The following is a 20,151-nucleotide window of genomic DNA, read 5'->3' as shown; positions in this document are numbered from 1 at the left end:
CCCACGGGCGTGGGCACAATCAGGCAAGAGCGCGGCATCACCTCGGGGCGAGGTTTTGCTTTCCGAGGCAAGCCGAACAGCTATCGAATCCGGCCGGCTGGTAGTTCAAGCTCCTCCTTGCTGAAATCGTCTACGTCGATGACTTTGCGTCTGGCGGCTTCGGCGCTGCGCAATTGTGCAGCTTCGTCATCGTTGAGTACGCCGGCCGCCACAGCTGCAGCGACCGGGTCTTGCGCCGCGGTCGGTTTGAAATCTCCATTCTTGAACGCTTTGTGCAGCTTCTTCTGTATTGGCTGTGTGGCGGCTAGCGTGTCGAACGCGTTTCGCAGCGCCCCGAAGGCTTCATCGGTACCTTGAGGGCGGTATACACCCTGCAGAATTTGCTCCAGTGCTGGATCGCCCTCCGGGCGCCCGAGGATGGCGGCAACTTCGGCATCGAGCTCATCGGACGGCCCCTTGTGTCGTGCACCGAAGGGGAACACCAGCACGTGTAATACGCCACCAAGCAACCGGTTAGGGAAGTTGGCCAGCGTGCCGGCCAGCGCTTCCTCGGCTTTGCACAGGCAATCTTCCATAGCCCAGCGCAGCAGCGGCGCTTGCTCCACTGGATGGCCAAGATCGTGGTAGCGCTTGAGTGCCGCGGATGCCAGATACAGGTGGCTGAGTACATCACCGAGACGGGCCGACAGGCGTTCGCGGCGTTTCAGCTCACCGCCCAGGAGCATCATGGAAAGATCCGCGAGCATGGCGAATGCCGCTGCAATCCGATCTAGTGCGCGGAAGTAGGGGCGGGTTAGCTCAGTCCCCGGCGCTTTGCCGAACAGACCGAAGGTCAGCCCGAGCACCAGAGTGCTGGCGGTGTTGCTGACAGCGAAACCGATATGCTGCATCAGTAACTTGTCGAATTTCGCCACCGCAGCATCGCGGTCGGGCTCGTGAACCAGCTCCATTTCTCGCAGCACGTACGGATGGCAGCGAATCGCACCCTGGCCGAAAATCATCAGGTTGCGCGAGAGAATGTTCGCGCCCTCGACCGTGATGGATATCGGCGCAGACAACCACAGGCGGCCAAGGTAGTTGTTCGGGCCCATGATGATTCCCTTGCCGCCATGAATGTCCATGGCGTCGGTGACGCATTCGCGGCCGCGTTCGGTCAGGTGATATTTGAGGATGGCCGAGAGGACCGAGGGTTTCTCGCCCAGATCGACCGCGTTGGCCGTCAGGATTCGTGCGCTGTCCATCAGCCAGGCGTTGCCGCCTATGCGAGCCAGCGGTTCTTGGATGCCTTCGAAAGCGGCCAGCGGCACGTTGAACTGTTCACGAATCTGCGCATAGCGGCCACTGACATAACTGCATGCCTTTGCGGCACTGACGCCTGTTGCCGGCAGCGAGATGGAACGGCCAACGGACAGGCAGTTCATCAGCATCATCCAGCCTTTACCGATCATGTCGCGGCCGCCAATGATGGCTTCCAACGGTACGAATACGTCTTTGCCCCAGTTCGGCCCGTTCATGAAGGCGGCACCCAACGGCAGGTGTCGACGTCCGATTTCGACGCCAGCGGTATCGGTGGGAATCAATGCGAGGCTGATGCCGAGCTCTTCCTCGTCACCTAGCAAGTGTTCGGGGTCGTAGGTCTTGAAGGCGACACCCAGTAGGGTCGCGACCGGGCCGAGCGTGATATAGCGTTTTTCCCAGTTCAAACGCAGGCCGATGACTTCCTCGCCTTGCCACTGGCCTTTGCAAATCACGCCGCTGTCATTCATGGCGCCGGCGTCGGAGCCGGCATAGGGGCCAGTCAGGGCGAAACAGGGGATGTCCGTGCCGTTGGCCAGGCGTGGCAAGTAATGGTTGCGTTGTTCATCGGTGCCGTAGTGCATCAGCAATTCGGCTGGGCCGAGTGAGTTAGGCACCATCACGGTGCTGGCGAGATCGCCGCTGCGTGTGGCCAGCTTCATCACGATCTGCGAGTGCGCATAGGCTGAGAAACCTCTGCCGCCGTATTCCTTGGGAATGATCAGCGCGAAGAAGCCTTCGGCCTTGATGTAGTCCCAAGCTTCCTGCGGAAGATCCAGGCGCTGGCCGACGACCCAGTCGTTGACCATGGCGCAAAGCGTCTCGGTCGGGCCATCGATGAATGCCTGTTCTTCTTCGGTAAGTGTTGCTTTCGGGAAGCCGAGGAGGGTGTCCCAGTTCGGTCGGCCGCTGAACAACTCGCCATCCCACCAGACGCTGCCAGCATCAATGGCGTCGCGTTCGGTATCGGAGATGGGTGGCAGGACTTTGTTGAACCAGTCGAACATCGGCCCGCTGAAATATTTGATGCGCAGGTCGGTGACCAGCAGCGGCACCGCGACGGCGATCAGTGCTAGCCAAAGGATCACCATCAGCCAGGCTGGGGGTTCGTCGGCTGCGCCCATAAGCACCAGATACGCCGCCACCATGGCCAGCGCGGGTACGGGCGACACTCGAAAATGAGCGATCAGGGCAATGCCGAGCAGTAATACGAGCAGCCAGAGCAGGGTCATAAGATTTCCTTGTGAGCGAATGGCGTCCTACTTGAGCATAGGCTTTCGGGGTAAATCGGATAAGAACGGTTGATGCGATTGATTTCAAGTAATGACCGGACCGGGCAAGATGAGTTCTGAAATGACCCGGGGTGGGACGATAACTGCAGAAGCGAGCGGATCAGAAGCGAGAGGAGTTGCGGCGAAACGGATTTCCGTTGCATTCAGCGACGCAGAGCATCTCGGGCTGTATTCCGAGAACCAGTAAGTGGCTGCGGGAAATCCAATCTCGGTGGAAGGTTTGGCATGGCTGGGTATTGTCGAAGGGGCATCGTAGTTGCAATCGATCGCTGCAGCCCTTATCTATTCTGAATCTCTCCGCGTTGTGTGTATTTTTCTATGAGTACTGCTCTGTCCATTCGGCAGTTGACCAAGGTTTACGGAAATGGCTTCGAGGCCCTCAAGGGTATCGATCTTGATGTGGCCGAAGGCGACTTCTTTGCGTTGCTCGGGCCTAACGGCGCCGGCAAGTCCACCACCATCGGCATCCTTTCTACCCTGGTAAACAAGTCGGGTGGCACAGTGAATGTCTTCGGGCATGACCTTGATCGTGACCCCGGCAAGCTCAAGCGTTGCTTGGGTGTGGTGCCGCAGGAATTCAACTTCAACCAGTTCGAGAAGGCCTTCGATATTCTCGTTACGCAAGCGGGGTACTACGGCATTCCGTCGAAGGTCGCCAAAGAGCGCGCCGAGCAATACCTCAACCAGCTGGGCCTGTGGGACAAGCGCGACGTATCTTCGCGGATGCTCTCCGGCGGTATGAAGCGGCGCTTGATGATCGCGCGCGCGCTGATTCATCGTCCGCGCCTGCTGATCCTCGACGAGCCCACCGCTGGTGTGGATATCGAGCTGCGCCGCTCGATGTGGTCGTTCCTCACCGAACTCAATCGCGAAGGCATCACCATCATTCTCACGACGCACTACCTGGAGGAGGCCGAGCAGTTGTGTCGCAACATCGGCATCATTGACCACGGCCAGATCGTCAAGAACACCAGCATGCGCGAGCTTCTCAAGCAGCTACATGTCGAGACCTTCCTGCTCGATCTGAAGGAATCGCAGCTGGTGCCGCCGGAGCTGGGCAATTATCCGGCGAGGCTGGTCGACCATCACACGCTCGAGGTGCAGGTAGACAAGAGCCAGGGCGTGACCGACCTGTTTCGCCTGTTGGCGGCGCAAGGCATCGAGGTACTGAGCCTGCGTAACAAGACCAATCGGCTGGAGGAATTGTTCGTGTCGATGGTGGAAAACAATTTGCCCAAGGTGGCCAAATGAACGCTGAATTTCGGCCCAACCTGGTTGCCCTGCAAACCATCGTTCATCGCGAGATCCGTCGTTACACGCGCATCTGGCCGCAAACCCTGCTGCCCCCGGCCATCACCATGGTGCTGTACTTCGTTATCTTCGGAAATCTGATCGGCGAGCGAATCGGCGAGATGGGCGGCTTCACTTACATGGAGTACATCGTGCCCGGGCTGATCATGATGTCAGTGATCACCAACTCATATAGCAATGTGGTCTCCAGCTTTTTCAGCAGCAAATTCCAGCGTTCCATCGAGGAATTGCTGGTCTCGCCGGTCTCGCCGCATGTGATTCTGATCGGCTTCGCGCTGGGCGGTATCACCCGTGGCCTGGCGGTTGCGCTGATTGTGACCTTACTGTCGATGTTCTTTACCGATCTGCAGGTCCATCATCTCGGCGTCACACTTCTAGTGATTATGCTGACATCGACAATCTTCGCTCTGGGCGGCTTCATCAATGCAGTATTTGCACGAAATTTCGACGACATCTCGATCATTCCGACCTTCGTATTGACGCCGCTGACCTATCTGGGCGGCGTGTTCTATTCGATCAATCTGCTATCACCGTTCTGGCAGACGCTGTCACTGGCCAACCCCATCCTGCACATGGTCAATGCGTTCCGTTACGGCATTCTGGGCGTGTCGGATATCCGTATCGGTATTGCCATCACCTTCATGGTGGTTGCCACGGTGCTGATGTATCTGTGGTGTATCCGGCTGCTCCAGAGTGGCCGTGGAATGCGCCAATAGCAACGTTGGCTAATGTCATGTTTAGTTGCTAAGAGGCGATGCAATCGTTGCTTCGCCTCACAGCTATGTGCAGCCTTTTCGACTGGCTTCGCGGTGATAAACCTGGCGAGAACCGCTACACTTGCGATCGTTTTTCGTACAGGTTCCTGTCATGCAGCACCCCGCCGAACTCTCGCCGCTGGGTAAATCCAGCGCCTATGTCGCGAACTACAGCCCCGAGCAACTGTTCCCCATACCGCGCGCGCCCAAATGGGCCGAACTAGGACTGACAGCCGACACGCTGCCATACCGCGGCGTGGATATCTGGAATTGCTACGAGCTGTCCTGGCTGCTGCCATCAGGCAAGCCGGTCGTTGCCATCGGTGAATTCGCAATTCCGGCCGACTCGCCGAATATCATCGAATCCAAGTCGTTCAAGCTCTATCTCAATTCGCTGAATCAGTCAGTATTCGAGAGTCGCGAGGCCTTGGTTGCGGTGATGACGAACGATCTCTCCGCGGCGGCTGGAAAGCCCGTCGAGGTACGGCTGCGCACGCTGGATGAAGTTGCGGAAGAAGGGATTGCGCGGCTACCTGGACGGTGCATCGATGAGCTGGATGTAGCGATGGATCACTACGACTCGCCAAGAACCGATCTGTTGCGCTGCGATGCCGAGCGTCAGATTGAGGAGTGCCTACATAGCCATCTGCTCAAATCCAATTGCCCAGTCACCGGGCAACCGGATTGGGGCACAGTTGTGGTCGATTATCGCGGCGCAGCGCTAGACCCGGCGAGTCTGCTCGCTTATCTGGTGAGTTTCCGTCAGCACGCGGATTTCCATGAGCAGTGCGTGGAGCGCATCTTTCTTGATCTTCAGCGTCTGCTGAAGCCGGAGCGGTTGAGCGTTTACGCGCGTTATGTACGACGCGGCGGACTGGACATCAACCCTTACCGTAGCAGCGAGGCTATGTCGCCAAGCAATGGGCGGCTCGTGAGGCAGTAATCAAACGGGAGGCGAGACGATCGCAATAGGCCTTGCGCCATTCCCGTCCGGCTTTCGTGCTTATATCCCCATATTCGCCAGTGTTTGCATGATGTTGCGCAGCGTCATGGCGGTATTGGGGTGGCTGACCTCGAAGCGCTCTACCGCCAGGTTGACGCCATCGACCAGCGAATCGTTCTGGTCTACCACGCCCTGGTTCGCCAGGCGCAGCTCAATGTCCTGGGCAATCGCTTGCAGCGACGCACGTTCTTCTTCTGTCAGCGGTGCGTCCTGGGCCAGTTGACTACGCAACTCTAGAAGCTGCGACTGCAAATCATGTTCCGGCATATTGCTTCCCTCTGGTGGTTTCGGGGCGATTATTCGCCAGCTTTTGATGGAAGAAGGGTAGACCAGCGGTCTGGGGCTGTCTTTTCTTTGACGGGGCGAGGGGCAATGAAGTTCGTTGACGATCGGTCCGCGTGTCTGCCGGCTGCCGGAAACCTTCGGAATGGTTTTATACTGCTGCGCTTTGATGGGCAGACGCCACCATTCGAATAAGGGGAAGGCAGCGATGCAAGTGATCAGCAAGGATTGGATCGGATATTTCAAGGTCACGCTCGTTGCAGCGCTGGCGGTGCTTGGTGCATCGTCGTTGCAGGCTGCCGAGGAAGATCCGTGGGAAGGCGTCAACCGCGTGGTGTTTCGTTTCAACGACAAGCTAGACACCTACACCCTCAAGCCGCTGGCTCAGGGTTACCAGAAAGTAACCCCGAACTTCCTCCAAGACGGCATCGGCAACGTATTCAGCAATCTGGGTGACGTCGTGGTGCTGACCAACGACCTGCTGCAGGGCAAGATCCGCGACGCTGGCATCGACACCAGTCGCATCTTGTTCAACAGCACCTTTGGCGTGCTGGGCTTCTTCGACGTAGCCACCCGTATGGGCCTGCAAAAAAACGATGAGGACTTCGGCCAGACGCTTGGCGCCTGGGGGCTGGGCAGCGGCCCCTACGTCGTGTTACCGCTGCTAGGACCTAGCACCGTACGCGACGCGACGGGACGTGTGCCTGATTCGCTCCTGCAGCCTTACCCCTACATGGATCACGTGCCGACCCGCAACGTGACGCGAGTGGTGAACGTGGTCGATCTGCGAGCAGGCCTACTCTCGGCCGAGAAGATGATTACTGGAGACAAGTACATCTTTGTCCGCAACGCCTATCTGCAAAACCGCGAGTTCCGTACGCAGGACGGTCAGGTCGAAGACGACTTTTGATCGACACGCCGCCCCCAAACGACTGACTCACCAGCGCTTGGGGGCGGGGCACGACGCAAAAACGCCTCGGCGCGGAGTGTTCATTAGCTCATCGACAGGATCGCCAGGCCGAGACTTTGCCGGCCATCGTCATGCGAACCGATTCGCACAACTTCTGTTTCAGCATCCAGTCCCTTCAGTTCGTTGTGCTCGGAAGGAATATGTACCCGGACTTTGTCACCCATCTGCAAGCTGGTCGCGGCGAGCACCTGCATGCCGGTGCTTGAAAGGTCCAGACAGACCGCATCGTAGCTCTGATCGCCATGCACAAGCGTCATGGCCGTCTCGATCTGCATACGGATGAAGTCGCGTTTTTCACTGTAGTCCCGATCACCCTGGGTCATTATTTTTGTCCTTCACGTTTTGGTTTCGCCAGTTCTTATAACGCCCGTTGATTGAGCCTGTAAAGCACAGGCGGAGCGGCGGCGCCTGGCTTGAAACAGATGTCGTATGGGAGTACCGTCTGCGCCTTGAAAAGATCCCATGCCCAGCGCTCGCGCGGGGCCGATGCTTTCGCCAATCATCCTGGCGATACCGCCTGGTAGGAACATGCACAACCCAAGCGCGACGCTACTGATCATAGATGACGACGATGTGGTACGAGCCAGTCTGGCCGCCTATCTGGATGACAGTGGTTTCAAAGTTTTGCAAGCACCCAACGGGCCGCTGGGCATGGAGCTGTTTGACGCCGAGCACCCGGATCTGGTGATTTGCGATCTGCGCATGCCGCAGATGGATGGCCTGGAGCTGATCCGGCTGATTAGTGAACGTCAGGCCGACCTTCCCGTCATTGTAGTGTCCGGCGCCGGCGTCATGAGCGATGCTGTCGAAGCGCTGCGACTCGGCGCGGCTGACTACCTGATCAAACCGCTCGAAGATCTGGCGATGCTCGAACATGCGGTTCGTCGCGCGCTGGATCGTTCACGGCTGCGTCTGGAAAACCGACGCTATCGAGAGCAACTGGAAACGGCCAACCGCGATCTGCAAGCCAGCCTGCATTTATTGCAGGAAGATCAGGATGCCGGTCGGCAGGTTCAAATGAACATGTTGCCGGTCACTCCTTGCAGCCTCGATGATTTCCAGTTCGCCCACCAGATCATTCCATCTCTCTATCTCTCCGGCGATTTCGTCGATTATTTTCGTGTGGACGAGCATCGCATTGGCTTCTATCTGGCCGATGTTTCGGGCCACGGCGCCTCGTCTGCATTCGTTACGGTCCTGCTGAAATTCATGACCACGAGGCTGCTGTACGAGTCTCGTCGGGGCAGGACACTGCGTGAATTCAAGCCGTCCGAGGTGCTCGATCATATCAATCGCGGGTTGATCAACTGCAAGCTTGGCAAGCACGTCACCATGCTTGGCGGGGTGATCGATCAGGAGCGCAACGTGCTGCATTACAGCATCGGTGGCCATCTGCCGATGCCGGTGCTGTACACCGGTGATACCGCGAGCTATCTGGAAGGACGGGGATTGCCGGTTGGCCTGTTCGTTGAAGCGACCTACGATAACTATGAGATCGAGCTACCGGATTGTTTCAGCCTGACCCTGCTATCGGATGGCATTTTGGACCTTTTGCCGGGGGAGGCGCTCAAAGATAAGGAAGCAGGGCTGCCTGGGCTGATTCTTGAAGCAGGCGGTACGTTGGATGGACTTCGGCGGGTGTTTGGCTTGGCCGATCTGGAGGATATGCCCGATGACATCGCGTTGCTGGTATTGAGCAGGAACCTTGCATGAGCACAGGTAAAATCCAGTTCGCCGAGCAGGACGGCACTTTCGTTCTCAAGTTCGTCGGCGAAATCAGGCTGACGCTTTGCTCGGCGTTGGACGCGACAATCGAGAAAATTTTCTCATCGCTGAATTTCTCATCGATCGTTATCGACCTCACCGAAAGCCGTAGCATCGACAGCACGACACTCGGCCTGCTAGCCAAGCTATCGATTCTCTCTCGGCAGAAGGTCGGCATGCTACCGACCCTGGTCACCACCCACGCGGACATCACCCGCTTGCTGCAGTCGATGGGTTTCGATCAGGTCTTCAATATCGTCGACCAGCCGTTACCGTCGCCCGAGCAATTGGCGGACCTGCCCAGCCAGGATCAGTCGGAAGAGATTGTAAAAAACAAGGTGCTTGAGGCTCACCGTATCCTGATGAGCCTCAATGAATCCAACCGCGAGGCTTTTCGCGACCTCGTGACTGCGCTGGAACGCTCCTGATTTAGCGTTTGGCCTCGAGCAGAGCCTCGAGCTTTTCCTGATCACGAGCGAACTGACGGATACCCTCGGCCAGTTTCTCGGTCGCCATTGGATCTTCATTCAGCCCCCAGCGGAAGCTGCCTTCGTCCATTGCAATGCGCGCCTCGGATGGACGGCCTGGCGACAGCTTACGTTCCAGAGGGCCTTCTTCCTGCGCTAACTGTCCGAGTAATTCGGGACTGATCGTCAGACGATCGCAGCCTGCCAGCGCTTCGATCTGCCCCGAATTGCGGAAGCTCGCGCCCATCACCACCGTTTTGTAACCGTGCGCCTTGTAATAGTCATAGATGCGGCTGACCGACTGTACGCCTGGATCTTCATCGCCGATGTAATCGCGGCCTTCATGTTTCTTGTACCAATCGTAAATACGACCCACGAACGGCGAGATGAGGAACACGCCAGCTTCGGCGCAGGCTACTGCCTGGGTGAAGGAGAACAGCAGCGTCAGGTTGGTCTGGATGCCTGACTTTTCCAGCTGCTCGGCGGCACGAATACCCTCCCAGGTTGAAGCCAGTTTGATCAAAACCCGATCTCGGGATACGCCAGCCTGCTCATATAGGCCGATCAGGCGTTCGCCGCGCTGCACCATCGCCTGGGTATCGAACGAAAGTCGTGCGTCGACTTCAGTAGAAATTCGTCCAGGAATCAGCTTGAGCACCTCCTGGCCGACCGCGACGGCAAACAGGTCGCAACCTAGGCCGATGTCGCCAGCACAACGAGACATCGCTGCTTGCAGATGTTCGGCGTAACGGGGCAGGGCAGCGGCCTTGAGCAGTAGCGACGGATTGGTGGTGGCGTCGACCGGCTGCAGACGGGCGATGGCATCGAGGTCGCCAGTATCGGCGACGACGGTGGTGAATTGCTTGAGTTGTTCCAGTTTAGACGTCATGGGTGCGCTTCATCCTCTGAGTTGGCATGACCTTAACCCTAGGCGACCGAACCGCTCAACGAGCGGGCGGCCGGGCGGGACAGCAGTTGGATTGAAAATGATCCCGAGTGTTCCTTGGTTGCAAGTTATCAGCGGCCTTCGAGCAGGCTAGTCGCCTGGTCTAGAAGCGCCAGAGGATCCTTGGTCTTGTGAATGTCGACGGAAAGCAATTGGCGGAAACGTCGCGCACCGGGAAAGCCTTGCCCCAGCCCCAATACGTGGCGAGTGATGTGATGCATCGAACCGCCGGCATCCAGATGCCGTTGAATATACGGCCGCATCCGCCTCAATGCATCGGCGCGGCTGGTAACCGGCTCATTGCTGCCGAACAGTCTGGCATCCACCTGAGCGAGCAGATAAGGGTTGTGATACGCCTCGCGCCCAAGCATCACACCATCAAAGTGCTCCAAGTGCGTTTCGCATTCATCCAGGGTCTTGATGCCGCCGTTGAGAATGATCTCCAGATCGGGAAAATCCTCCTTGAGCTTGGCAGCGACGTCATAACGCAGCGGTGGAACCTCACGGTTTTCCTTCGGCGACAGTCCTTCGAGAATGGCGATGCGTGCATGCACGGTAAAGCTCCGACAGCCCGCTTCACGCACCTGGCCGACGAAATCGCACAGCTCGGCATAACTGTCGCGCCCGTTGATGCCGATACGGTGTTTGACTGTTACATCGATCTCTACAGCATCGCGCATCGCTTTCACGCAGTCGGCAACCAGTGCCGGATGACCCATGAGGCACGCGCCGATCAGGTTGTTCTGCACCCGGTCGCTGGGACAGCCGACGTTGAGGTTAACCTCGTCGTAGCCGGCGCCTTCGGCCATTTTCGCACACGCTGCGAGATCCGCCGGCACGCTGCCACCGAGCTGCAAGGCGAGGGGATATTCCGTCTCGTCATGACGCAGAAAGCGCTCGGCATCGCCATTGATCAGCGCGCCAGTCGTAACCATCTCGGTATAGAGCAAGGCATGCCGGGATAGCTGCCTGAGAAAGAAACGGCAGTGCCTGTCAGTCCAGTCCATCATGGGCGCAACGGAAAAGCGGCGAGAGGGCGAAAGGCGCATGGTTGCTGGGTTTGAAGCTGGGTTCTCTGGCATTCTGGCTGTTCGATTTACCACTGTTTCGTCTGTTTTTACCATTTTACGTACATCGTAGAACGTGAAATTTCAGCCCCGAGGGGAGGCAGAGACGATACAGCGCGCGGCCACGGAGTGGCGGGGTTGGGTATACCGCGCAGGTCATTATCAAGCGCGAAGGCGCGGTAGTTTATCAAGAAAGCTAGACCTTCGATCGCAAGCAATCCGCACGTGTCTATCAAGCGTCGCAAGGCGCTAGCCGGCAGCCTGACGCCCAAAAGGCGATCGAAAAGTCATGCAGATGACAAGCATTTGTATTTGACAATCATTCGCATCTAAACTAGCCTCTTCGAACCTTGATAGACAGGCAAGAGGGTGCAGCGCCTATGACCGATTCGCCATACGATTTCATCGCCATAGGCGTCGGGCCGTGCAATCTGGGGCTGGCTTGTTTGGCTGCTCCGCTGGAAGGCGTGCGCAGCCTGTTTCTTGAGAAGAAGCGAAATTTCAGCTGGCACCAGGGCATGTTGCTCGACGGCACGACACTGCAGAATCCTTTTCTCGCCGATCTGGTGTCGATGGCCGATCCCACCAGTCCCTTGAGTTACCTCAACTACTGCAAGCAGCAAGGGCGGCTCTATAGCTATTACATTCGGGAAAACTGGTACCTCGGGCGGCAGGAATTCGACCGTTACTGTAAATGGGCGGCCGCACAGTTGGACAACCTGCGCTTCGGACATGAGGTGCTGGAGGTCTATTACGACCCGAGCCAGCCGGGCTACGTGGTTTCCGGGGTGGCGGACGGTGCGGCGTTCCAGTATCGCTGCAAAAAGCTGGTCATCGGCATCGGTGGTGTGCCTCACCTTCCGCCGTGCTGCGACTCGGACGGTGCCAGGCAGCCGGTGCATACATCCGCTTATCTCGCTAACAAAGCTGCGCTCCAGCGTTGCCGGAACATTACGGTAGTCGGAAGCGGGCAGAGCGGTGCGGAGGTCTACCACGATTTATTGCAGGCCTCCGAGCAGCACGGCTACAGCCTCAACTGGGTGACTCGCGCATCACGTTTCTTCCAGATGGAAAGCGCGAAGCTAACTCTTGAACTCATCACCCCCGACTACGGCGATTACTTCTATGACCTTGCTTCCGAAGTCAAGGCGCAGGTTATCGATGACCATCGCACCATCTACAACGGTATCAACCAGTCGTTGATCGAAAGCCTGTACGGCCTGCTCGATGAGCGTCGTCACCACCAGGCGCCGGCCACGCGGCTGTTGACCAACCTGGCCCTCGAGCGTTGTGTCCCGCTACCGGATGGCCAATGGGAACTGCACTTCACACACACGCAACTTGGTCGCCGTTACCGTCACGTCACCGACGGGCTGGTGTTCGCCACCGGCTACCGTTATCAGGTGCCGCGTTTCGTTGAGGGCATACGCGAGCGCATTCGCTGGGACGAGGCGGGCCGCTACGCGCCGTCCCGGCACTGGGCGGTCGATCATGAGAATCGCGAGATCTATGTGCAGAACGTCGGCTTGCACAGCCACGGGCTCGTCAACCCCGACCTCGGTCTGGCGTGTTTCCGTAACAGCCGTCTGTTGCTGGAACTGACCGGCAAGGACGTTTATCCCCGCGAGCCGCAGACCGCCTTCCAGGACTTCGTCCCTCGCGATGGCAGCGGCTTTTCCCCGCTGGAGTCGCAGGTGGGCCGGCCATGACGTTGCGTACCACCATTCTGATCATGTCTGCGTTCGGCGTGATCAGCGATTCGATCCTGATCGCCTTCTATCCGCAGTTCTTCGAGTTGCGTTACGGCCTAACCAGCAAGGTGCACGTTGGGGCTTACATTGCAGCCATCTCCATCGCGGTGATGTGCATGCTGCCGGTCTGGGCGCGTGTGGCACGGCGTGTGGAAACCATGCACCTGCTGCTGTACACCCAATTCGCAGCCGCGATGTTTTGCGTGCTCGCGGCCTGGGCGCCGAACGCCCCGACGTACTGGCTGCTGACCATGCTGATGTTCATGACCAAGGCCAGCTATCTGTTGATGTTTCCTTACCTGATGCGCCTGGAGCCGTCGGAGAACCACAGCGCCACCATCGGCCTGCTATCGGTGGTCATCCATATAGGTGCGATCTTTGGGGCCGCGGTTGGCGGGCTGGCGCTGCAAGCCTATGGACCGCAGTTTTGCGTCCTGCTGATGGCGGCGGGTGACTTCGCGCAGATGGGCTTGTGCCTATACCTGATCCGAACCGGCAGGGTGGTCAGGGTTCTCTCTGCGGACGAGAACGCCAGCGCGCCGGCTCCTCGGCGAACTCCAGAGGCCTTGTCGGCCCTGCTCAAGCTCTGCCTGTTGATGTTTTTGTTCGACTTCAGCGCGTATCTGGTGCGCCCGTTCTTTACCGTTTATTGGGAGGGGCGGACCGGTTTGCAGGAGCAGATGCTGACCGGCGTCGTTTTCGCCATTCCTGGCATCGTGGCGCTGGTGGCTCTGGCCATCAAGTATCTGGTCAAGAGCCCGCCGCGCCTGCTTGACCACACGCTGTTCAACCTGTTGCTCGGCGCCGTGGGCTTGGCGTTGCAGGCCAGTCCCTCGATGGTGCTGATCATCATAGGCCGCTGCCTCTATGGCTGGGCTCTGTACCAGGTGATCGTCAAGCTCGAAGTGACCCTGTTCAAGGTCAGCACACCTGACGTCTATGCCCGAGATTTCGGGGTAACCAACTTCTTTCAGAACCTGGGCGTGCTGCTGTCCTCGTTCAGCGCTGGCTATCTGGTCAGCCTGGTCGGCGTGCCTCTGACCTTCATCATTGCCGCGGCCGGCATGGTGCTGACTGCCGCAATCGACCGCGGCTGGTTCGGTGTCGACCGGCGCCACGCCCCGGTCCAGGAGTCTTGCCATGCAACCTGAACTCATCGCGCCGGCAATCAGGCGTCCCCAGACCCATCGCGACTTCGCCATTCGCCCGCTGCGCCTCGAGGAGGACGTGGCAGTGATTCAGCCCTGGTATCAGATGGATTATGCGCATTACTGGAACATGCAGAACATGAGCGTGGAGGCGACCCGCGACTTCTACATAGAGGCCGCCGCCAGCCACGGTCTGCAGGCGTATATGGGCCTGTATCAGGACGCGCCGGCGTTCGTCATGGAATGTTATGACCCGCGTCGCGATCCGCTGGGCGAACGTTACACGGCGGAGCCCGGTGACATCGGCATGCATTTTTTCGTCGGCCCCGCCCGTCAATCCGTCCGACATTTCACCCGCGACGTGCTGCGCACCGTCATGGCGTTCCTTTTCGACGACCTGGGTGCCCACCGCGTAGTGGTCGAGCCGGACGTGCGCAACACCAAGGTTCATCGCCTCAACCATCTGGTCGGCTTCGTTGACGCCGGACTCATCGAATTGCCCGGCAAGACTGCTCAGCTGGCGTTTTGTACACCCGCAGACTTCGCTCACTCACTGGAAGGACAAACCCCATGATGCCGACCCCGTGCCTAGAAAGCCCCGCCTCAGCCGTCACCCATCTGAATCCTCAGGTGTGGCGCAAGGTCAACCGCCTGCTGGTGCGTAAAGCCATCGCCGAGTTCGCCCATGAGCAGGTATTCAGTCCTCGTCGAGTCGCGGCGTCTACACGTGCAGGCTGGGCTTGCTATGAGCTGCAGGCCGACACCCAGGGCTGCCTGTATCGTTTCGAGGCGCGCACGTTGGCGTTGCGTCACTGGCATGTGGATCCCGCGAGCATTGAATGTCGCTGCGAGGGGCAGGTGCGTGAGAACCTCGATGCGCTGACCTTCGTCAACGACTTCAAGCACACCCTCGGCATCCCGGCCGACAAACTGCCGGTCTACTTGGACGAGATCAGCAGCACACTATTCGGCGCAGCCTACAAGCACGGGCGCTCGGCCCTGAGCAGCGCCGAACTGGCGGACGCCGATTACCAGACGCTCGAGGCGGCGATGATCGAGGGCCATCCCGGTTTCGTCGCGAACAATGGCAGGCTGGGCTTCGATGCCATCGACTATCACAGCTACGCGCCAGAAACCGGCGCGCGGTTCACCATCGTCTGGCTGGCCGTACATAAGGATAACGCCCACTTCGCTTCCGTCCCGGAGCTGGATCACGAGGCGCTTTTGCGAGAGGAGCTGGGTGATCGGCAGCTCATCGCCTTTCGCGGTCAGCTCGCCGAACAAGGGCTGGATCCGGCGGACTACCTGTTCATGCCGGCCCATCCCTGGCAGTGGTTCAACAAGCTCAGCATCATGTTCTCCGCTGACATCGCCATGCGGAAAATCGTCGCGCTCGGTACCAGTGAGGACCAGTACGTCGCGCAGCAATCGGTCCGGACCTACTTCAACCAGTCCCAGCCGCACCGCTGCTACGTTAAAACGTCGTTGTCGGTACTGAACATGGGCTTCATGCGCGGGCTGTCGCCTTACTACATGGCTGGTACCCCGGCGATCAACGCCTATCTGGATCGGCTCATCTCCAGCGACCCAGTACTGCGTGACTACGGCTTCGGCATCCTGCGTGAAGTGGCCTCGGTGGGTTATCGCAACCGCTATTACGAAGCGGCGCTGGAGCAGGACAGTCCCTACAAGAAGATGCTGTCCGTGCTGTGGCGTGAAAGCCCAATGAGTCGCCTGCGTTCTGGCGAGCGGCTGATGACCATGGCCGCGCTGCTGCATGTCGACCCCGAGGGGAGCGCCCTGCTGCCCGAGCTGATGCGACGCTCGGGGCTGGCCCCCGTTCAGTGGCTGCAGCAGTACCTCAAAGCATTCCTGCAGCCATTGATCCACTGCTTTTACGCCCATCATCTGGTGTTCATGCCGCACGGCGAGAACCTCATTCTGGTACTCGAGGGACACGTGCCGACGCGTGTATTCATGAAGGACATCGCCGAGGAATCGGCCATCCTCGACAAGGATGCCCAAATGCCCCAGGGCCTCGAACGGCTCGCGGTGGACGTCCCGGAGGATTACAAGATTCTCGGCATCTTCATCGATGTGTTCGACGGAGTGTTCCGCCACATGAGCCAGATCCTCGATGAGAACGGTTGCATGACCGAGACGGAATTCTGGCGCACCGTCGCCGAGTCCGTCATCGACTACCAACACGCGCACCCCGAATTGCAGCATCGCTTCGATCGCTACGACTTCTTCGCGCCGACTTTCCTGCATTCGTGCCTCAACCGTCTGCAGCTGAAAAACAACCTGCAGATGGTGGACCTGGCCAACCCCGCCGGCAGCCTGATCATGGCCGAGCCGCTGGAAAACCCGGTGGCGCCTTTCGCGCCATCCCGCCAGCGAGCCGCACAAAGCGGCGAGGGTGTGCTCCAGCACTAGCACTTTGGATGTACCGGCCCCCATCGGGGGCCAACAGTTGAACCCCATGGCGTCGCCAGGCGGGGAAGGGGCTCGCATGCCTTGCGAAACCTCCCGGCGATCGTCCCGGATTGCCTCGAAGATGCCGGACGGCCCGGCGTAAGGAGCATCTGCATGTTCAATCCCAATCGGACCGGTCGGCTGGACGAGGGCTCGCCTGCCGAGCTGGCGCCCGCGCCGCAGCTACCGATCCGCGGTTACTGTGATCCAGCCATTTATGAGCGGGAGCAGGCGCTGATCTTCCGTCGCAGTGCCCGCTACATCGGTCACGAGAAAATGGTGCCTGAGCCAGGCGACTGGTACGCCCTGCCTCATGAAGACCATGCCCGCATTCTCGTGCGCAACGAGCACGGAGTGGAGCTGATTTCCAATGTCTGCCGTCATCGTCAGGCGCTGATGCTTGGCGACTTCAGTGCCGGCACGCCCGAAACGGCTATCCGTCGCGGCAATCTGCGCGCCACTGGCAACCGAATTCTCTGCCCGCTGCACGCCTGGACCTACGACAGCCAAGGGCTGATCGTCGGCGCTCCGAAATTCCCCGAACGGCCCTGCCGCAATCTGCCGCGCTACCCGCTTTTCAACGTGGGAGGCTTTCTGTTCGAAGGCGAGCGCGATCCCGCCGTCGATATCGGAGGCCTTTTCGATCGGCCGGAAATGGATTTCCGCGATTACGAGCTCGACCACGTCGAGATGCATTCCTGCAAATGCAATTGGAAGACCTTCATCGAGATCTACAACGACGACTACCACATCGCCTCTTTCCACCCCGGGCTACGCCGCTACGTGAACAGCGGTGGGCTGAGTTGGAGCTACGGCGATTGGTACAGCCTGCAGCGGATCAATGTGAGTTCGAATCTGGCGCGCGCCGGCACCGATGCGTATCGGACTTGGCACGAGGGCCTGATGGCCTATCACGGCGGTAGTTCGCCGGCCTTCGGTGCGATATGGGCCAGCTATTACCCCACCCACATGATCGAGGTATTTCCGCACGCGCTTGTGCTGTCCACGGTTTACCCCAAGGGCGTGCACGAGACGCTCAACGTCATCGAGTTCTATTACCCCGCCGCCCTGCGCGAATCCAACCGCGAACTCGTCGAGGCGCACCGCGCCGCCTACATGGAAACCGCGCTCGAGGATGACGAAATCGCCGAGCGCACCGATGCCGGCCGCCGGGCGCTGTATCAGCGCGGGATCGATGACAGCGGCCCCTACCAGATTCCCCTCGAAGAAGGCATGCAGCACTTCCATGGCTGGTACCGCTCGGTCATGGGGCCGGCGCTCGATGCGAAACCGGCGTGACCAATCGCTAGCACCCACCACAACCACAGGAACGGAATCCATGAACTGAGTCTTTTCGATCGCTGACCTCAACCGACCCCCTTTATTAACAACAAGACGTCAATCCAATGAACGACACTCACGGCATTGCGCCGGTGCGCCACCGAAACGCGCGCCCGGTATCACCCTCTTTTTCCACGTTGACTTTGGCCCTCTGCCTCGCGCCTGTTGCCTGGCTGACGGCGCCGCTGGCGCTGGCCGCCGAGCGCACGCAAATCAATGAAAATGACCAGTTGGTACTCGAGCCGGTGGACATCACCGCCGAGCGCGAAGCGGTTCCTCGCGTTACCGAGCAGGGCGACTCCTACACCATCGGCGCCACCAGCACCGCAACCAAGCTCGACCTGTCTCCACGCGAGACCCCTCAAACATCGGTCACGGTAACGCGGCAGCAAATCGATGATTTCAACCTCAACAGCACCACCGACTTGCTACAGGCTGGCGGGGTGAACGTTCAGCGTGTGGAGACCGACCGTACGTACTACTCGGTGCGCGGCTTCGACGTGTCCAACTTCCAGATCGATGGCCTGGGGCAGCCGTTCACCTCTCAAGAGCAGATGGGCGATATCGACACCTTTCTGTACGACCACGTAGAGGTACTCAAGGGCGCCAATGGCCTGACCGCCAATCCGGGCAACCCGGCGGCGACCATCAACTTCGTGCGCAAGCGACCGACACGCGATTTCCAGGCCGAAACGTCGCTCAGCTACGGTTCGTGGGACACCGGCCGCGCCGAGCTGGACGTCTCCGGGCCGCTGAATGATGCCGGCAACGTGCGGGGCCGGGCACTGGTGGCGAAGCAGGATGGTAATTCCTACCTGGACCGCTATTCGCTGAACAAGACGGTGTTTTCCGGCATGCTCGAGGCGGACCTGAACGCCAACAACACGGCCATCATCGGTTACTCCGAGCAGCGCAACCGGGCGGATGGAATCATGTGGGGCGCGCTGTCTCTGTATGACAGCGAAGGAGGGGAGATCGACTACAGTCGCTCGCATAGCAGCGCACCGGACTGGGCTTACTGGGATACCGACGACAAGCAGGTCTTCGCCGAACTGAACACCTGGTGGGGTGGCGGCTGGCAGAGCAAGGTGTCGCTTAACTACCGCGAAATCAGTGGCGACGCCGAGCAGTTCCTCGCCACCGGCGTGCCCGATGCGCAGACCGGGCTGGGCCTGACGACCTACGCTTCCAAGTACGATCGCATGGAGCGCCAGCTCCTTGGCGACGCCTATCTCAAGGGCCCGTTCGCACTGTTCGGGCGCACGCATGAGGTAGTGGTTGGCGCTAACTGGTCACGCAGCAACACCCGCTGGACTTCGTACGACGATGCTTTCGGTGTTCCCCTGCCGCCAGTTGGCGTGTTCGACGGCGACTTCCCACGCCCAGCGTTCGACAACGGCCTGACCAGCGAAAGCGACTACACCACTTATCGCCGCAGCGTTTATAGCGCCGGGCATTTCAGCGTGACCGACCGGCTCAAGCTGATTGCTGGCGCCAGCCATACCCGACTGGACAGCGACGGCTATCAGCTCAGCGATCCGCACGAGTTCAGCGAATCGAAGACCACACCCTATGTCGGCGCCACATACGACTTCAACGATCACTACTCGACTTATGCCAGCTATACGCAGATCTTCAGTCCGCAGTATCTGGTCGGCTCGTCCCTGCAACTGCTGGATCCGATCGAGGGCGACAGCGTCGAGGGCGGCGTGAAGGGCGAGTGGTTCGACGGACGCTTGAACGCAAGCTTCGCGGTATTCCGAACGGAACAGGAGAACACGCCTGAATATGGGGGCTTCGATTCTTCGGTAGGCGTTTCCTACTACGTCCCGGTGGATACGATCTCCAAGGGCTACGAGTTGAGCATTGCCGGACAGCTGACGCCCAATTGGGAGATCAGTTCTGGCCTGACGCACTTGTTTTCTCTTGAGGATGCCGAGGGGCGCAAAGCGCGCACTTACACGCCTCGTAACTTCCTTTTCCTGAGCACCACCTACCAAGTGCCACAAGTGCAGGGCCTGAAGGTTGGCGGCAGCATGATCTGGCAGGACGACATTTTCCGCGAGCAGGGCACCACCGCTGCCGGTGAGACGATCGTCAGCCGCCAGGATGCCTACGCGGTGGTCAACGCCGTGGCCAGCTACGACATCGACCGGCACTTCAATGTCGCGCTCAACGTCAACAACCTGTTCGACAAGAAGTACCTGACCAGCCTCTATTGGGAACAGTCCTATTACGCCGCGCCGCGCAATGCGACCGTGACGCTAAGCTGGAAGTACTGAC

17 protein-coding genes are annotated in these 20,151 nt (G+C 59.2%); 12 read left to right on the top strand and 5 right to left on the bottom strand.

What is annotated here, in order from left to right; genetic code table 11:
* Positions 1-80 precede the first annotated feature (80 nt).
* Positions 81-2,528 (bottom strand): acyl-CoA dehydrogenase, encoded by a 2,448-nt coding sequence (locus D7241_RS16375; RefSeq protein ID WP_408102433.1) that lies wholly within the window; start codon positions 2,526-2,528, stop codon positions 81-83.
* Between the two features lie 378 nt (positions 2,529-2,906).
* Here D7241_RS16375 and D7241_RS16370 point away from each other — a divergent pair, with 378 nt between their 5' ends.
* The 3 genes from D7241_RS16370 to queF all read left to right on the top strand — a co-directional run bounded on the left by D7241_RS16370 (position 2,907) and on the right by queF (position 5,597).
* A complete protein-coding gene (locus D7241_RS16370; RefSeq protein ID WP_408102432.1) occupies positions 2,907-3,839 on the top strand; it encodes an ABC transporter ATP-binding protein in 933 nt (310 codons plus the stop codon).
* Positions 3,836-4,615, top strand: a complete 780-nt coding sequence (locus D7241_RS16365) for an ABC transporter permease (protein WP_408102431.1) — start codon at positions 3,836-3,838, stop codon at positions 4,613-4,615. Before D7241_RS16370 ends, D7241_RS16365 begins: the two co-directional genes overlap by 4 nt.
* A gap of 151 nt (positions 4,616-4,766) precedes the next feature.
* Positions 4,767-5,597 (top strand): NADPH-dependent 7-cyano-7-deazaguanine reductase QueF, encoded by an 831-nt coding sequence (gene queF, locus D7241_RS16360; protein WP_408102430.1) that lies wholly within the window; start codon positions 4,767-4,769, stop codon positions 5,595-5,597.
* A 60-nt stretch (positions 5,598-5,657) separates the two neighbouring features.
* On the opposite strand, the gene D7241_RS16355 is transcribed toward queF, so the two are convergent.
* On the bottom strand, positions 5,658-5,924 hold the full coding sequence (locus tag D7241_RS16355; protein WP_255979294.1) for a DUF4404 family protein: 267 nt from the start codon (positions 5,922-5,924) through the stop codon (positions 5,658-5,660).
* A gap of 223 nt (positions 5,925-6,147) precedes the next feature.
* On the opposite strand from D7241_RS16355, the gene D7241_RS16350 reads away from it, so the two are divergent.
* Positions 6,148-6,849, top strand: a complete 702-nt coding sequence (locus tag D7241_RS16350) for a VacJ family lipoprotein (protein ID WP_408102429.1) — start codon at positions 6,148-6,150, stop codon at positions 6,847-6,849.
* Between the two features lie 83 nt (positions 6,850-6,932).
* Here D7241_RS16350 and D7241_RS16345 read toward each other — a convergent pair whose 3' ends face one another.
* Positions 6,933-7,232, bottom strand: a complete 300-nt coding sequence (locus tag D7241_RS16345; RefSeq protein WP_408102428.1) for a PilZ domain-containing protein — start codon at positions 7,230-7,232, stop codon at positions 6,933-6,935.
* Between the two features lie 205 nt (positions 7,233-7,437).
* Here D7241_RS16345 and rssB point away from each other — a divergent pair, with 205 nt between their 5' ends.
* Complete coding sequence (gene rssB / locus D7241_RS16340; RefSeq protein ID WP_408102944.1) at positions 7,438-8,622, top strand: two-component system response regulator RssB; 1,185 nt, start codon at positions 7,438-7,440, stop codon at positions 8,620-8,622.
* Positions 8,619-9,101: an anti-sigma factor antagonist RssC gene (rssC, locus tag D7241_RS16335; RefSeq protein WP_408102427.1), complete on the top strand. Its 483-nt coding sequence runs from the start codon at positions 8,619-8,621 to the stop codon at positions 9,099-9,101. The genes rssB and rssC overlap by 4 nt, the downstream gene beginning before the upstream one ends.
* A 1-nt stretch (position 9,102) precedes the next feature.
* On the opposite strand, the gene tal is transcribed toward rssC, so the two are convergent.
* Both tal and dusA read right to left on the bottom strand, forming a co-directional pair.
* Positions 9,103-10,029, bottom strand: a complete 927-nt coding sequence (gene tal, locus D7241_RS16330) for a transaldolase (RefSeq protein ID WP_408102426.1) — start codon at positions 10,027-10,029, stop codon at positions 9,103-9,105.
* Positions 10,030-10,157: 128 nt separating this feature from the next.
* Positions 10,158-11,168: a tRNA dihydrouridine(20/20a) synthase DusA gene (gene dusA, locus D7241_RS16325; protein WP_408102425.1), complete on the bottom strand. Its 1,011-nt coding sequence runs from the start codon at positions 11,166-11,168 to the stop codon at positions 10,158-10,160.
* Between the two features lie 365 nt (positions 11,169-11,533).
* On the opposite strand from dusA, the gene D7241_RS16320 reads away from it, so the two are divergent.
* The 6 genes from D7241_RS16320 to D7241_RS16295 all read left to right on the top strand — a co-directional run bounded on the left by D7241_RS16320 (position 11,534) and on the right by D7241_RS16295 (position 20,150).
* Complete coding sequence (locus D7241_RS16320) at positions 11,534-12,862, top strand: lysine N(6)-hydroxylase/L-ornithine N(5)-oxygenase family protein (RefSeq protein ID WP_408102424.1); 1,329 nt, start codon at positions 11,534-11,536, stop codon at positions 12,860-12,862.
* Complete coding sequence (locus tag D7241_RS16315; RefSeq protein WP_408102423.1) at positions 12,859-14,055, top strand: MFS transporter; 1,197 nt, start codon at positions 12,859-12,861, stop codon at positions 14,053-14,055. Before D7241_RS16320 ends, D7241_RS16315 begins: the two co-directional genes overlap by 4 nt.
* Positions 14,045-14,626 (top strand): GNAT family N-acetyltransferase, encoded by a 582-nt coding sequence (locus D7241_RS16310; protein ID WP_408102422.1) that lies wholly within the window; start codon positions 14,045-14,047, stop codon positions 14,624-14,626. The genes D7241_RS16315 and D7241_RS16310 overlap by 11 nt, the downstream gene beginning before the upstream one ends.
* Positions 14,623-16,488: an IucA/IucC family protein gene (locus D7241_RS16305; RefSeq protein WP_408102421.1), complete on the top strand. Its 1,866-nt coding sequence runs from the start codon at positions 14,623-14,625 to the stop codon at positions 16,486-16,488. The genes D7241_RS16310 and D7241_RS16305 overlap by 4 nt, the downstream gene beginning before the upstream one ends.
* A 153-nt stretch (positions 16,489-16,641) precedes the next feature.
* Positions 16,642-17,826, top strand: a complete 1,185-nt coding sequence (locus tag D7241_RS16300; RefSeq protein ID WP_408102420.1) for an aromatic ring-hydroxylating oxygenase subunit alpha — start codon at positions 16,642-16,644, stop codon at positions 17,824-17,826.
* Positions 17,827-17,933: 107 nt separating this feature from the next.
* Complete coding sequence (locus D7241_RS16295) at positions 17,934-20,150, top strand: TonB-dependent siderophore receptor (RefSeq protein ID WP_408102419.1); 2,217 nt, start codon at positions 17,934-17,936, stop codon at positions 20,148-20,150.
* The last annotated feature ends 1 nt before the right edge of the window (position 20,151 follow it).

Source organism: Stutzerimonas sp. VN223-3, from assembly GCF_045999685.1.
GTDB lineage: Bacteria > Pseudomonadota > Gammaproteobacteria > Pseudomonadales > Pseudomonadaceae > Stutzerimonas > Stutzerimonas stutzeri_AR.
Note: the sequence above shows the minus strand (reverse complement) of the source record. Positions and strands in the feature narration are given on the sequence as shown.